At 71.1% G+C, this 13,374-nt stretch carries 13 protein-coding genes and 1 riboswitch; of the genes, 9 read left to right on the forward strand and 4 right to left on the reverse strand.

The genetic code is table 11. From position 1 onward, the window contains the following. Positions 1 to 18: 18 nt before the first annotated feature. From ACQPZZ_RS27505 to ACQPZZ_RS27515, 3 genes are all read left to right on the forward strand, one after another. A complete protein-coding gene (locus ACQPZZ_RS27505) occupies positions 19 to 1,527 on the forward strand; it encodes a glycerol-3-phosphate dehydrogenase/oxidase (RefSeq protein ID WP_432923763.1) in 1,509 nt (502 codons plus the stop codon). Positions 1,528 to 1,661: 134 nt separating this feature from the next. Then, a complete protein-coding gene (locus ACQPZZ_RS27510; RefSeq protein ID WP_432923765.1) occupies positions 1,662 to 2,567 on the forward strand; it encodes a sucrase ferredoxin in 906 nt (301 codons plus the stop codon). Between the two features lie 116 nt (positions 2,568 to 2,683). Further along, a complete protein-coding gene (locus tag ACQPZZ_RS27515) occupies positions 2,684 to 2,998 on the forward strand; it encodes a WhiB family transcriptional regulator (RefSeq protein ID WP_076434697.1) in 315 nt (104 codons plus the stop codon). Between the two features lie 175 nt (positions 2,999 to 3,173). Here the strand turns inward: ACQPZZ_RS27515 and rsgA are convergent, their stop codons facing one another. The 3 genes from rsgA to ACQPZZ_RS27530 form a co-directional block, all read right to left on the reverse strand. After that, positions 3,174 to 4,274 (reverse strand): ribosome small subunit-dependent GTPase A, encoded by a 1,101-nt coding sequence (gene rsgA, locus ACQPZZ_RS27520; RefSeq protein WP_432923767.1) that lies wholly within the window; start codon positions 4,272 to 4,274, stop codon positions 3,174 to 3,176. Positions 4,275 to 4,522: 248 nt separating this feature from the next. Then, the gene (gene glyA, locus ACQPZZ_RS27525; RefSeq protein ID WP_432923769.1) at positions 4,523 to 5,800 is read right to left on the reverse strand and encodes a serine hydroxymethyltransferase; all 1,278 of its coding nucleotides are present in this window, start codon (positions 5,798 to 5,800) and stop codon (positions 4,523 to 4,525) included. Positions 5,801 to 5,809: 9 nt separating this feature from the next. Continuing rightward, a riboswitch (ZMP/ZTP riboswitch) is annotated at positions 5,810 to 5,910 on the reverse strand. A gap of 182 nt (positions 5,911 to 6,092) precedes the next feature. Next, positions 6,093 to 7,055, reverse strand: coding sequence for a YihY/virulence factor BrkB family protein (locus tag ACQPZZ_RS27530; RefSeq protein WP_432923771.1), 963 nt, complete (start codon positions 7,053 to 7,055; stop codon positions 6,093 to 6,095). 181 nt (positions 7,056 to 7,236) lie between these two features. Here ACQPZZ_RS27530 and ACQPZZ_RS27535 point away from each other — a divergent pair, with 181 nt between their 5' ends. From ACQPZZ_RS27535 to ACQPZZ_RS27560, 6 genes are all read left to right on the forward strand, one after another. Next, positions 7,237 to 7,371: a hypothetical protein gene (locus tag ACQPZZ_RS27535; RefSeq protein WP_363638722.1), complete on the forward strand. Its 135-nt coding sequence runs from the start codon at positions 7,237 to 7,239 to the stop codon at positions 7,369 to 7,371. 84 nt (positions 7,372 to 7,455) lie between these two features. Next, on the forward strand, positions 7,456 to 7,539 hold the full coding sequence (locus tag ACQPZZ_RS27540; RefSeq protein ID WP_357054749.1) for a putative leader peptide: 84 nt from the start codon (positions 7,456 to 7,458) through the stop codon (positions 7,537 to 7,539). A 144-nt stretch (positions 7,540 to 7,683) separates the two neighbouring features. Next, positions 7,684 to 9,366 carry a nitrite/sulfite reductase gene (locus ACQPZZ_RS27545; protein WP_432923773.1) on the forward strand — a complete coding sequence of 561 codons (1,683 nt, stop codon included), beginning with the start codon at positions 7,684 to 7,686 and terminating at the stop codon, positions 9,364 to 9,366. Next, entirely contained in the window at positions 9,330 to 9,518 is a 189-nt protein-coding gene (locus ACQPZZ_RS27550; RefSeq protein ID WP_139574713.1) for an Insertion element protein, read from the forward strand. The genes ACQPZZ_RS27545 and ACQPZZ_RS27550 overlap by 37 nt, the downstream gene beginning before the upstream one ends. 60 nt (positions 9,519 to 9,578) lie before the next feature. Beyond that, positions 9,579 to 10,307, forward strand: a complete 729-nt coding sequence (locus ACQPZZ_RS27555; RefSeq protein WP_030505395.1) for a phosphoadenylyl-sulfate reductase — start codon at positions 9,579 to 9,581, stop codon at positions 10,305 to 10,307. Then, positions 10,289 to 11,050 (forward strand): sirohydrochlorin chelatase, encoded by a 762-nt coding sequence (locus ACQPZZ_RS27560; RefSeq protein ID WP_363638717.1) that lies wholly within the window; start codon positions 10,289 to 10,291, stop codon positions 11,048 to 11,050. Before ACQPZZ_RS27555 ends, ACQPZZ_RS27560 begins: the two co-directional genes overlap by 19 nt. A 151-nt stretch (positions 11,051 to 11,201) precedes the next feature. Here ACQPZZ_RS27560 and ACQPZZ_RS27565 read toward each other — a convergent pair whose 3' ends face one another. Next, positions 11,202 to 12,485, reverse strand: coding sequence for a cellulose binding domain-containing protein (locus ACQPZZ_RS27565; RefSeq protein ID WP_432923776.1), 1,284 nt, complete (start codon positions 12,483 to 12,485; stop codon positions 11,202 to 11,204). Between the last annotated feature and the right edge of the window lie 889 nt (positions 12,486 to 13,374).

The raw sequence follows: 13,374 nt of genomic DNA on the forward strand, positions 1-13,374 counted from the left end.
GCAAGTAGTGGAGAGGACATGAACTCCTCACTGAACGCGGCCAGGCGCCTGTGGGATCTGGGCGAGGCTCGTGCCGACGTCGTCGACGTGCTCGTGGTCGGGCTGGGGGCGACCGGGGCCGGAGTCGCGCTCGACGCCGCCTCGCGCGGGCTTTCCGTGGTCGCCGTGGACGCCCACGACCTGGCCTTCGGCACCTCCCGGTGGAGCTCCAAGCTGATCCACGGGGGGCTGCGCTACCTCGCGAGCGGCCAGGTCGGCGTGGCGTGGGAGAGCGCGGTGGAACGCGACGCCCTGCTGCGCTTCACCGCCCCCCACCTGGTCGCCGCCCACCCGTATCTGCTGCCGCTGACGCCGGCCGTCCCCCGGGCCCGGGCCGCGGCCGCCATGGCCGGCTACCGCCTGGGCGACGCGCTGCGGGCCGCCGCGCACACGCCGCGGCGCCTGCTGCCCGGCCCCTCCCGGCTGCCGGCCGGCCGGGCGCTCGCGCTCGCCCCGCCCCTGCGCGCGGACGGCCTGCGCGGTGCGCTGCTGTCGTGGGACGGCCGGGTGGTGGACGACGCCCGCCTGGTCGTCGCGCTGGCGCGTACGGCCGCCGCCCACGGTGCGCGCGTCCTCACCCGATGCCGGGCGCTGGCGCTCGCCGGGGACGGCGCCCGGGTGCGCGACGAGCTGACCGGCGACGAGTTCGACATCCGGGCCCGCGCGGTGATCAACGCGACCGGCGTGTGGGCCGGGGAGCTCACGCCCTCGGTGGCGCTGCGTCCCTCGCGGGGCACCCACCTCGTGCTGCGCACCGGGGCCCTCGGGGCGCTGCGCGCGGGGCTGCACCTGCCGATCCCCGGCGAGCGCGCCCGCTTCGCGCTGGTGCTCCCCCAGGCCGACGGGCGGATCTACGCCGGGCTGACCGACGAACCGCTGGACGGCCCGGTCCCCGACGTCCCCGCGGCTCCCGAGCGCGACGTCGCGTACCTGCTCGACGTCCTCGGGACGGTGCTGGACCGGCCGCTGTCCCGCGCGGACGTCGCCGGCGCCTTCGCCGGGCTGCGGCCCCTGATCGACACGGCCGGCGCGCCCGGTTCCGCGGGCGGGCGGACGGCCGACCTGTCCCGCCGCCACGCCGTGCTTCGCTCGCCGGACGGCGTCGTGACGGTCGTGGGCGGGAAGCTCACCACGTATCGGCGGATGGCCGAGGACGCCGTCGACGCCGCCTGCCCCCACGCACGCGCGAGCCGTACGGCGCGACTGCCCCTCGTCGGGGCCGGGCCGGTGCGGCCGGGCGCGCCCGGGCGGCTGGCCCGCAGATACGGCTCGGAGGCATGGGCGCTGCGCGATTTGATGCGCGAGGACCCCGCCCTGGCCGAGCCGGTGGCGCTGGGGATCACCCGGGCGGAACTGGTCTGGGCCGTGCGCCACGAGGGCGCCCTGGACGCCGGCGACCTGCTGGACCGGCGGACCAGGATCGGCCTGGTGCCCGAGGATCGGACGGCCGCCCTCCCCGCCGCCGAGGCCGCCCTGACCTATTCCTGACCTACGACGCATACACCGGCAATATCCGGACATGTGCGCATTTAACGTGGATTTACGCCTCCACTCGCGCGGCCTCCGAGGTAAGTCGCTAAGGTTAGTCTTACCTAAGAAACGCGAGAGAAGGACGGGACCGGATGGCCAACGGGTGCGAGCACCCCGCCGCCTGCCACACGGGGGAGGCGCCGATCCTGGCGAGTGCGACCAGGAAGGGCCGGTTCTGGCTGCTCATCGAGCACCCCGGGCCCTGGGCCGCGGAGCTGGAGGAGTGCGGGCTGCCGGAGGACGTCCACCGGCTGATCTCCCGCGCCAGAGCTCTTGACATCCGGCCGCAACTCATCCGCCGGCCCGGCCGCCGCGAGGCCCTCACGGGCCCCCTGCACGTCTACGTCGCCGCCGTCGCGGTGGAGGATCCGTGGCTCGCGGAGGGCTTCGTGGAGCGCCCCGACGATCTTGACCTGGGCGCACTCGTGCACGGAGTGGTTCCGGAGTCCTGCATACTGGTGAACGAGCCGATGTTCCTGGTCTGCACGCACGGCAGGCACAACGCGTGCTGTGCGCGCCTTGGTCTCCCGCTGGCGCGGTTCCTCGACGAGAACCTGCCCGGCGAAGTGTGGGAAACCACACATGTCGGCGGCGATCGATACGCCGCCAACCTCGTATGCTTGCCACACGGGCTTTACTACGGCAGCATGTCTCAGGCTGCTGCGATCGCGGCGGCAAACGCGTACCGGCTCGGCGAGGTTGTCCTCGACCGTTTCCGGGGACGCGCGGGTATCCCTGAGCCACTGCAGGCCGCCGAGCACTTCGTCCGGGCGCATACCGGCGAGCTCTCGGTCGGCGGGGTGGCCGTGGAATCCTCCCGGTCGGTTGACGACACCACGATCTGCGTCGTGCGGCGCACGACGGAGCGTGGGACGTCGCGATTCCGGGTCGTGGTCGAACCCGCGGTGTTCACGGCACCGTGTGGTATGACCTGCGCCGACGGAATTCCGACCTACAGGTTGGCCGGACTGAGCGAGCTCACGCCGGTATTGACCTGAGGGCTCCGCCCCGGAGCCGGGAACACCACGGCCTGTCCCGGCGTTGGCACAAGGGACGCCACAAGCGTCCAATGCGGCACAAACACTGAAATACCTCTCACCAAAGGTGGTTTCTCATGTCTCAGGTACGTCGGCAGCTCGCCCGCCCGCGCCCCAGCTGGGGTTGGCAGGATGATGCCGCGTGCCGGGGAGAGGACCTGGTGCTGTTCTTCGGTCCTGACGGTGAGCGTCAGCCCGAGCGCGACATCCGGGAGCGCAAGGCCAAGGCCATCTGCGCTCAGTGTCCTGTGCGAGCGGAGTGCCTCGACTACGCGCTCTCCCGGCCGGAGAAGTACGGCACGTGGGGCGGCCTCAACGAGGACGAGCGCGCGTCCGAGCGCCGCCGCCGTATGCGCCGCGCCGCGAGCGCCGGCATCAGCGCCGTCGCCTGAGCGTTTCCCCCTTCCCCGACACGCGTCACCGCCGGGCGCTCCGCGTCCCGTCCCCCCCGAGGGAGACGGGCACACGCGGGGCGCCCTTACGGTTTCACCCGTCCTTCCACACGCCGTAGCGGCCGGCCGGCACCGCACCCCGAAGAAGGGTGCGCTCCTCCGCCCGCCGGGCTCGTCACGGGCGGCTCATGCCCCGCATCTGCTTGTGGATGGTCTTCCACTTGCGGGTCTCCTCCGCGCGCAGCCGGGCGTCGGTGCGGCGGGCCATCCAGGCGGCCTCGCGCTGGAGCCGGTTCCAGCTCTCCAGCCGCCGCTCGGGCAGCTCACCCGACTCGACCGCCGCCAGCACCGCGCAGCCGGGCTCCTCTCGATGCCGGCAGTCGGAGAACCGGCAGCCCTCGGCCAGCTCTTCGATGTCGGAGAAGACCAGGTCGACGCCCTCGCTCATCTCGTACAGCCCGACCCGGCGGATGCCGGGGGTGTCGATGACGAGCCCGCCGCCGGGCAGCGGGATGAGCTGCCGGTGGACCGTGGTGTGCCTGCCCCGCCCATCGGCGGCCCTGACCTGCTGGGTCTCCATGACCTCCGCGCCGGCGAGGGCGTTGACGAGCGTGGACTTGCCGGCGCCCGACGGGCCGAGGATCACCGCGGTCCCCGAGGGGCCCAGGTGGGCCCGCACCAGATCCACCCCGTCGCCGGTGAGCGAGCAGACCGGGTGGACGTCGACGCCGGGCACGGCCGCCGCGACGTCGGCGAGGAGATCGCCGAGGCCCTGGTCGAACAGGTCGGCCTTGGTGACGAGCACGACCGGCCGGGCGCCGCTCTCCCAGGCCAGCGCCACGAGGCGCTCGATCCGCCCGAGATCCGCGAAATCCGTGGCGTGCATGGACGGCTCGGCCACGAAGACGACGTCGACGTTGGCGGCCAGGACCTGGCCCTGGCCGTCGCCCGACAGCCCTCCGCGCGAGTCGCGGCTCACCCCGCCCCGGACGAAGGCCGTACGGCGGGGCAGCACCTCGGCCAGTTCGTAGCGGCCCTCATCGAGCCGGCTGAGCGCGACCCAGTCCCCCACGCACGGAAGCGCGAGCGGATCGGCCGCCGCGGCCCTGCGTACGCGGGCGCCGAACCGCGCCTGATGGGTTCCGCCGGCGGAGACGACCTCGGCGGCGCCACGGTCGACCCGCGCCACGCGCCCCGGTGCGGCGCCGCCGGGCAGGTCGGGAAGCTGCTCGGCGAGCCCGTCGTGCCAGCCGAGAAGAGAAAGTTCGTTGAACACTGCTGGTAGACACCCTTCGGAAACCGGGTGTCTCAGTGCGAAGAGATCAGGCGGACACCCGGGAGTTGACGGACGGCATGGTCGTCAGAAAGACCCGCATAGTCCTCACCTCCCTGGTCCCGGCCGCACGGATTCGCGGCGACGGAGGAACACTAACAGCACCCCGGCCGCTCCCCGCAACCCATTAGATCCCCCCACCCACCCTTGCCGTGATCTCGCAGTACGAGATCACGGCGTGGGCGTGGGGGTCAGGACAGGCCGGGGGTGGGGAACCGGCTCGTCAGCTCGGTGACCTCGCCGTGCACCCGGGCGATCACGTCCTCCGCGTCGCCCTTGGCCACCGCGGTGACGACCTCGTCCATCCACGCGGCGATCTGGCGCATGTCGGCCTCGCCCATCCCCCGGGAGGTGACCGACGGCGTGCCGATGCGGATGCCCGACGGGTCGAACGGCTTGCGGGGGTCGAAGGGCACGGCGTTGTAGTTGGTCTCCAGCCCCGCCCGGTCGAGAGCCTGCGCGGCCGGCTTGCCGCCGACGCCCTTGGACGTGAGGTCCATCAGGATCAGGTGGTTGTCGGTGCCGCCGGAGACCAGGTCGAACCCGCGGGCGAGCAGCTCGTCGGCGAGCGCCTTCGCGTTCTTCACGATCTGCGCGGCGTACGCCTTGAACTCCGGCTGGGCGGCCTCGTGCAGCGCGACGGCGATGGCGGCCGTGGTGTGGTTGTGCGGGCCGCCCTGCAGGCCGGGGAACACGGCCTTGTCGAGCGCCTTGCCGACCTCCTCGGAGTTCGCCATGAGCATCGCGCCGCGCGGGCCGCGCAGGGTCTTGTGAGTGGTCGTGGAGATCACGTCCGCGTACCCGACCGGCGAGGGGTGGGCGCCGCCGGCGACGAGGCCCGCGATGTGGGCGATGTCGGCCGCCAGCACCGCGCCGACCTCCCTGGCGATCTCGGCGAAGGCCGGGAAGTCGATCGTGCGCGGGATCGCGGTGCCGCCGCAGAAGATCAGCTTGGGCCGGTGCTCCAGCGCCAGCGCGCGCACCTCGTCCATGTCGATGCGGCCGGTGTCGCGGCGCACGCCGTAGCGGACGGAGTTGAACCACTTGCCGGTGGCGGACACGGACCAGCCGTGGGTGAGGTGGCCGCCGAACGGCAGGCCCATGCCGAGCACGGTGTCGCCCGGGTTCAGGAACGCGAGATAAACGGCGAGGTTGGCGGGCGAGCCCGAGTAGGGCTGCACGTTGGCGTGGCTCACGCCGAAGACCGACTTGGCCCGCTCGACCGCCAGCGTCTCGATCTTGTCGATGACCTGCTGGCCCTCGTAGTAACGCTTGCCCGGGTAACCCTCGGAGTACTTGTTGGTGAGGACGGTCCCGGTCGCCTCCAGGACGGCCCTGGACACGTAGTTCTCTGACGCGATCAGCTTGACGGTGTCGGCCTGCCGCCGCTCCTCCGCCCTGATCAGTTCGGCGATCTCGGGATCGACGACGTTCAGCGAGTTCTCAGCCATGGCGCCTTCCTTCTCCACGTCGACGGCGGCGGCGACCCAGGCGCACGGCCTCCGCGATTTCGCTCCCCGGTGGTGCCCCACCTTGTGCCCCTCCCAGAGGAGCCTCAGCGCCAGTCGCGACGCCCCCACTTTATCGGAGCGAAACAACCCCCTCACTCCGCCGAGACGGGCACGTCGGCGAAGAGCCCGAACCCCGGGAGGTCGAGTCGCCCGGCTGCAGCCGTTGGGCCGCAAGCGTGCTGCACTGGCAGGCTCCGTCTTCGCTCGCGGGCATGATGTCGAACGGCCTGAGGTCAGGCTGGATCAGCCTTCACCGGGACTTGCGGTGATGGTGCTCATGCCGGCTGGCGCCCTCCAGCGGCCACAGCCGGTCCACCTCCGCGTTCAGCGTCGCCCCGATGAGCACGGCGAGCGCGGTGATGTAGAGCCACAGCAGCACGGCGATCGGCGCCGCGAGCGAGCCGTAGATCGACAGCGGGGTGAACCAGGCCGCCAGCACCTCGCGCAGGAACGCGGCGCACACGATCCAGATCACCAGCGCCAGCACGGCCCCCGGAGTCTCGCGCCACCAGCGCGTCCGGTGCGGGACGCTCACGTGGTAGAGCAGCGTGAGCATAAGCACCGAGCCGATCACGACCACGGGCCAGTAGAGGACGGTCACGAGCGCGGCGTACCTGGGCAGGGCGTTGGACATCAGGGTGGGCCCGATGACCAGGATCGGCATGACGACCAGCCCGATCAGCAACGCGGCGAGATAGAGGACGAACGACAGGACCCGGGTGCGGATGATCCCCCGGGTCTCCCCCAGGCCGTACGCGATGGATATGAGGTCGACATAGACGAACAGGGCCCGCGAGCCCGACCACAGCGACAGCAGGAAGCCGACGGAGATCAGCGAGACCTGACCGCCGCTCAGCACGTCGGCCAGCAGCGGCTTGACGACCCGCTCCACGGTGTTGTGGGTGAACAGCAGCTCGGACTGTTCCACGACCCAGCGCCTGATCTCGGCGATGGCGGCCGGGCCGAGCAGCCCGCTCAGATGGCCCATGACGCCGAGCAGCCCGAGCACGAACGGCGGCAGCGACAGCAGCGCGAAGAACGCCGCCTCGCCCGCGAGACCGGTCACCCGGTAGTTGACGCCCGCCATCGTGGTCGCCTTGGCCAGGGCCCAGACGTTCGTGTCGCGCAGCCACGTGAGGCGCGTCCGGGCGAGCGCCATCCCCTTGCGCGTGAGACGCCGCGGCCTGCGCGACGGCGCGTCGGTGGAGGTCATGGCACCCAACCGGTCATGAGAACTGGGCTCTACCCGCTGCCGCGGCGGTTAGTACGTGATCTGCGGGCGAGTTGTCGCCGCCCAGAATAGGGGCCCCTGCCCGTTCCTTGCGAGAACCCTCACGAAGCGATCGGCGCATACCGCTGTCATCCGCCTGTGATACGCGGTGAACAATGGAGACATGATCTGCCGAGCGTGCGGGGAGCACCGGCACGAGGACTGCCGCGGCGGGTCCTGGTGCGACTGCCAGCACCAGGAGCCGTCCGAGAGGGACCACGAGGCCGAGCCTCCGGAGAACTGGGTCCGCAAGGGCTGAGGACCCCGCGTCACATTGCCGTCACAATCCCGCATCCTGGACACGAACTTGGACATCCAGGATCTCAGGGGTATCGTTTGGGACATGCCAGCGGACCCGTTGCTCGTCGTGCGACGCCACGTCGATCTCCTGCGTGTCCGTAGCGCGATCTGTATCGACGCCGGCTGACCGTCGCCCTCCGCTGATCCATCCGGGCGCTCGGCCAGGCGTCTTTTTCATGCCCTCACACTCGACGACGAGGTGAGAGGCCGCCTGCGCCGGCGTCCGCCGTCAACCGATCTCAGACCGAGCCTCGGAGAAGGACGTGTGCCCATGAGCACCCCGGCCCGCCCGGCGAACCGCCACCACAAGCGCCCGCGCGGCGAAGGTCAGTGGGCTCTCGGTTACCGTGAGCCACTGAACAAGAACGAGGAGAACAAGAAGGCCGACGACGGGCTGAACGTCCGTCAGCGGATCATCGACATCTACTCCAAGCGCGGCTTCGACTCCATCGACCCCGCCGACCTGCGTGGCCGGTTCCGCTGGTACGGCCTGTACACCCAGCGCAAGCCGGGCATCGACGGCGGCAAGACGGCCGTCCTCGAGCCCGAGGAGCTCGACGACCGCTACTTCATGATCCGCATCCGGACCGACGGCGGCCAGCTCAGCCTGGAGCAGCTCCGCGTGATCGCCGACGTCTCCAACGACTACGCCAGGGGCACCGCGGACGTCACCGACCGGCAGAACATCCAGCTCCACTGGGTGGAGATCGAGTCGGTGCCGGACATGTGGGCGCGGCTGGAGGCCGTGGGCCTGTCCACCACCGAGGCGTGCGGCGACACCCCGCGCGGCATGCTCGGCTGTCCCCTGGCGGGGATCGACGCCGACGAGGTCATCGACGGACGGCCCCAGCTCCGGGAGATCCGCGAGCGGTACATCGGCGACCCGGCGTTCTCGAACCTGCCGCGCAAGTTCAAGACCGCGATCAGCGGCTGCGCCGCGCACTGCACGGTCCACGAGATCAACGACATCGCGTTCGTCGGCGTGGTGAACGAGCAGGGCGAGGCCGGCTTCGACCTGTGGGTGGGCGGCGGCCTGTCGACCAACCCGATGTTCTCCAAGCGGCTCGGCGTGTTCGTCCGGCCCGAGCAGGCCCACGAGGTGTGGGCCGGCGTCACCGGCATCTTCCGCGACTACGGCTACCGGCGGCTGCGCGGCAGGGCGCGGCTGAAGTTCCTGATGAACGACTGGGGCCCGGAGAAGTTCCGCGACGTGCTGCAGACCGAGTACCTCAAGTACGAGCTGCCCGACGGCCCGGCTCCCGCCGCGCCGCGAGGGGACCGGCGCGACCACGTCGGCGTCCACCTCCAGCGCGACGGCAACTACTACGTCGGTTTCGCGCCGCGCGTGGGCCGCCTCAGCGGCGACCTGCTGCACCGGATCGCCGACATCGCCGAGCGCCACGGGTCCGGCCGGGTGGCGACCACCATCGAGCAGAAGATGGTCATCCTCGACGTCGCCCCCGACCAGGTGGAGTCGATCGTGGCCGAGCTGGAGGCGTCCGACCTGCGGGTCAACCCGTCCACCTTCCGCCGCCAGACGATGGCCTGCACCGGCATCGAGTACTGCAAGCTCGCGATCGTCGAGACCAAGAACGCCGCGTCGGAGCTGATCGACGAGCTGGAGCGGCGCCTGCCCGACTTCAACGAGCCGCTGACGATCAACCTCAACGGATGCCCGAACTCCTGCGCCCGCATCCAGACGGCGGACATCGGGCTGAAGGGCCAGCTCGTCGTCAACGACAAGGGTGAGCAGGTCGGGGGCTACCAGGTCCACCTGGGCGGCTCGTTCGGCCTGAACCCGAGCTTCGGCCGGAAGGTCCGGGGCCTCAAGACCACGGCCGAGGACCTGCCCGACTACGTCGAGCGGGTCGTGCGCAACTACGAGAAGCAGAAGAACGACGGCGAGTCCTTCGCCGAATGGGTCCAGCGCGCCGACGAGGCCGACCTCAAGTGACGACCGAGCGGGCGGCGCCGTTCTACTGCCCGTACTGCGGCGAGGAGGACCTGGAGCCCTACGTGACCGAGGAGGAGAGCCACGGATGGTACTGCAGATCCTGCGCCCGTGCCTTTCGGGTGAAATTCCTCGGCCTCGGCGTGCGTTCGTGATCCCCGAAGGCTTTCGTCCAATCAACCGATGAATCAGTGAACGACGTGTGAGGAGTACCGATGTCGGTGGCGGAGATAGAGGCAGGGCTGGAGCGGCAGCGGGTCACGCTGGACCTGCAGGGCATCGTGGAGTCCGCCGCGCGCTTCCTTGAGGACGCGCCGGCCCGGGAGATCATCCGGTGGGCCGCGGCCACCTTCGGCGACCGCCTCTGTCTCACCTCGTCGATGAGCGACGCCCTGCTGATCGACCTGGTCAGCAGGGTCAAGCCCGGTGTCGACGTGCTGTTCATCGACACCGGCTACCACTTCGCCGAGACCATCGGCACCCGGGACGCGGTCGAGGCGGTCTACCAGGTCAACGTGATCAACGTGAAGCCGTCCAGGACCGTCGAGGAGCAGGACCGCGACCTCGGTCCGCGCCTGTACGGGCGCAACCCCGACCTGTGCTGCTACCTGCGCAAGGTCGAGCCGCTCAACCGGGCGCTCGAGCCGTACCTCGCCTGGGTGTCGGGCATCCGCCGCGACGAGTCGCCCACCCGGGCGAACACCAAGGTCGTGGAGTGGGACGCCAAGCGGCAGATGGTGAAGGTCAACCCCATCGCCCGGTGGACCCAGGAGGACGTCGACAACTACATCGCCGACAACGGCGTCCTGATCAACCCGCTGCACTACGACGACTACCCCTCGATCGGCTGCGCCCCCTGCACCCGGCGGGTGGCCCCGGGCGAGGACCCGCGCAGCGGCCGCTGGGCCGGCCTCGGCAAGATCGAATGCGGTATCCATCTGTGACGACCGTTTCACACGCGGACGCCCCGCTGATCGCGGTGGCGCACGGGTCCCGCGACCCGCGCGCCGCCGCGACCGTGGAGGCGCTGCTCGACGGCGTACGGCGGGCGCGGCCCGGCCTGGACGTGCGCGCCGCCTATCTCGACCACGCCACGCCGTCGCTGCCGCAGGCGCTGTCGGGACTGGACGAGGCCGTCGTGCTCCCCCTGCTGCTCACCGCCGCCTACCACAGCCGGGTGGACATCCCGGCGGCGCTGCGGGAGGCGGCCGGCCGCACGCCGCGACTGCGGGCCGTCTGCGGCCCCACGCTCGGCCCGCATCCGCTGCTCGTCCGGGCTCTCGAACGCCGCCTCGCCGAGGCCGGCGTGGAGATCGGCGACCCGCACACCGCCGTGGTGCTCGTCTCCGCGGGCTCCAGCGACCGCAGGGCGAACGCGACGATCGCCGACGTCGCCCGCGAGTGGGCGCGCACCCGCCCCTGGTGGTCGGTCACCGCCGCCTACGCCTCGGCCGCGGCCCCCACGCCCCGGGACGAGGTCGTACGGCTGACGCGCGCGGGCGCCCCGAGGGTCGTGGTGGCGCCGTATCTGCTGGCCCCCGGTCACTTCGCCGACAAGGTGGAGCGCGACACCCTGGAGGCCGGGGCGCACGCCGTGGCCGGCGTCCTCGGTCCCGCCCCCGAACTGGCCGCGCTCCTGCTCGAACGCCACGCCCAGGCCGTACGCGAGGCCCGCGACGCCGCCTGACGCCACAGCGAGATCACGCTGTCGCGTGCGTGCCCGCGCCCGGGCCGCCGACCGTGGTGGATCATCTCGTCGGCGAAGCGCGGCGGACCGTTATCGGCTCCTGGGTCCGCCGCGTCTCACCTGATTACGCGCTACGGCGTGCCGGCAGGGATCACGGGCTGGTGCATGTGAGTGAGGGGGCCGACGGCGTACCGGTGCCGAGGAAGCCGAACGTGCTCGAGCCGGACGCGGGGATGGAGCCGTTGTACGAGGCGTTCGTCACCCTGACTGCAGAGCCGTTGGCACTCAGCGTGCCGTTCCACACCTGGTTGATCGTCTGGCCGCCGCTCAGCGTCCAGCCGACGGTCCACCCGTTGATCGCCGAAGCGCCCGCCGTCACCGTGACCTCGCCCTGAAAGCCCCCGGACCATGAGTTCACCGTACGGTAGCTCGCCGTGCAGGCGCTCGACGCCGAGGGGCTGGCGGACGGCGACGGCGACGGCGAGATCGACGGACTGGCGGACGGCGACGCGGACGGGCTCGCGGACGGGCTCGCGGACGGCGACGCGGACGGGCTGGGGGACGGCGACGACCCGCCCGGCGGCACGTACGGGCACTTGCTCCGGTACATCGAGACGTTGCCGGAGTCCGCCAGCTGCGGGCACAGGAACTGGGTGTACCGGGTGTCGTCGTCGAGGAAGATCTTCAACCAGGGGATCAGCACCCGCATCTCGGTGGTGTTCGCACGGGTCGCGAACAGGTGGTCCACACCGGTGATCTCCACCCACGCGCTCGGCGTCGAGGCCGGGATGGTGCTGTACAGCCCGTCGAGGTAGGACCGCGTGACCGTCGTGTCCCTCTGGCCCGAGATGAACATCGTCGGCACACGGTCGTTGGACAGACGGTAGTCCCCGACGGGCGAGCCGGGCGCGAGCCCGACCCCGGCCTTCAGCGTGGGCCGCCGGAGCAGCGCGGACAGGACGCCGGCTCCGCCCGCGGAGTGGCCGACCACCGACAAGCGGTTGGGGTCGACCCGGTCGCGCACCGCGCTGCGCTGGGTGAGGTAGTCCAGCGCGGCGAGCAGCTGGGTCCCCCGGGCGTCCGCGCTGTCGGTGCGGCTGTTGGTCTCGATCCCGATCACGACGAAGCCGAAGGACGCGAGCCAGGGGCCCATCCACGCTTCCTCGTTGGCGAACAGGGCGGAGTAGCCCGGCACGATCGCGACGCCGCCGAAGGTCCCCTGGCTGGTGTCCGTCGGGTAGTAGATCACACCGCTGCCGAAGCCGTTCCCGCCCGGCACGCTGATCTGCGCGGTGGCGAACGTCCCCCGGGTGGCCGACACGCTGGCCAGGGTCGGGTTGGGACCCCGCTGATAGGGGTTGTCGGCGGCCGATGCCGCGTGTGTCGCGATGGTCATCGAGAGCAGCCCGAGAACGACCACCGTCGCGGCCGTCATGCGGTGCATCAAGCGGCGTCCCCGGCCGGGCCGCGGCCCAAGTCCGGCGGCGCCACCGACTGACGATTCACTCACATGTCTTCGCACCGTTGTGTTCCTCCTTGTCGAGCTCTGACAGAGAACGCCCCACCCCAAGGCGCGGGCACCGTGGTGTTCGACCGTCGCGCAACAGCTCGCCGGGAAACTGTGCAGGGGCTTCGTCGAGGGCGAACCCGGCAGGGTTCGGCCCTGCCGGTGTGGGGATCGGCCCGAACCCGCCGGCGATACAGCCGCCGGGTGGTGCCGAGCCTCACGGCTGACGCCTCTGCGGGCCGCGTACGTGACGTACCGGCTCGGAGGTGATGCTCACCGGCGCTGCCACCGCCGGTCGGATGTGCCGGACTTCGATGTGTGGTGCTCGCCGGCCGGCCGGGACTGCTGCGACGACCCGTGCACGGCGGCTCCGGCTTCCACCGCTGTAAATGGAGAACCTTTCGGCCGGGACGTCGCGGACCGTGAGGATGTACAGCCATGACGTGGTGCCGTCGCGGTCGCATGGCAACCCGGTCACTTCCGCGCAGGGCTCCTATTGTTAGCGCTCACATTTCGTCTGCTGATCGAGCCCCTCTCCGTTGAAGTGGATGGCGGTGGTGTCGGGCGGAGCAAATACGAGGCAGAGCGCCGCTGTCAAGCGTCCGGCGCACCCGTTCGCGTCGACCCCATGATTCCGAGCGCGGGCTGACTGGGTGTTATCGCGGGACCGCTCAGCGAATCGGCGATGACACACGGTGAAATTTTCATGCTTCTCGCCCAGCGCACAGGTGGCCGGAGTTTCCGGTAGGCCCTTTCGCCCTTGGGACCGAGGCCGGCCAAGGGCCTCGGTCCCGACGACGTCGAGGGGTGGGTTCGA

The organism is Microbispora sp. CA-135349 (assembly GCF_050947365.1).
In the GTDB taxonomy this organism is placed as follows: domain Bacteria; phylum Actinomycetota; class Actinomycetes; order Streptosporangiales; family Streptosporangiaceae; genus Microbispora.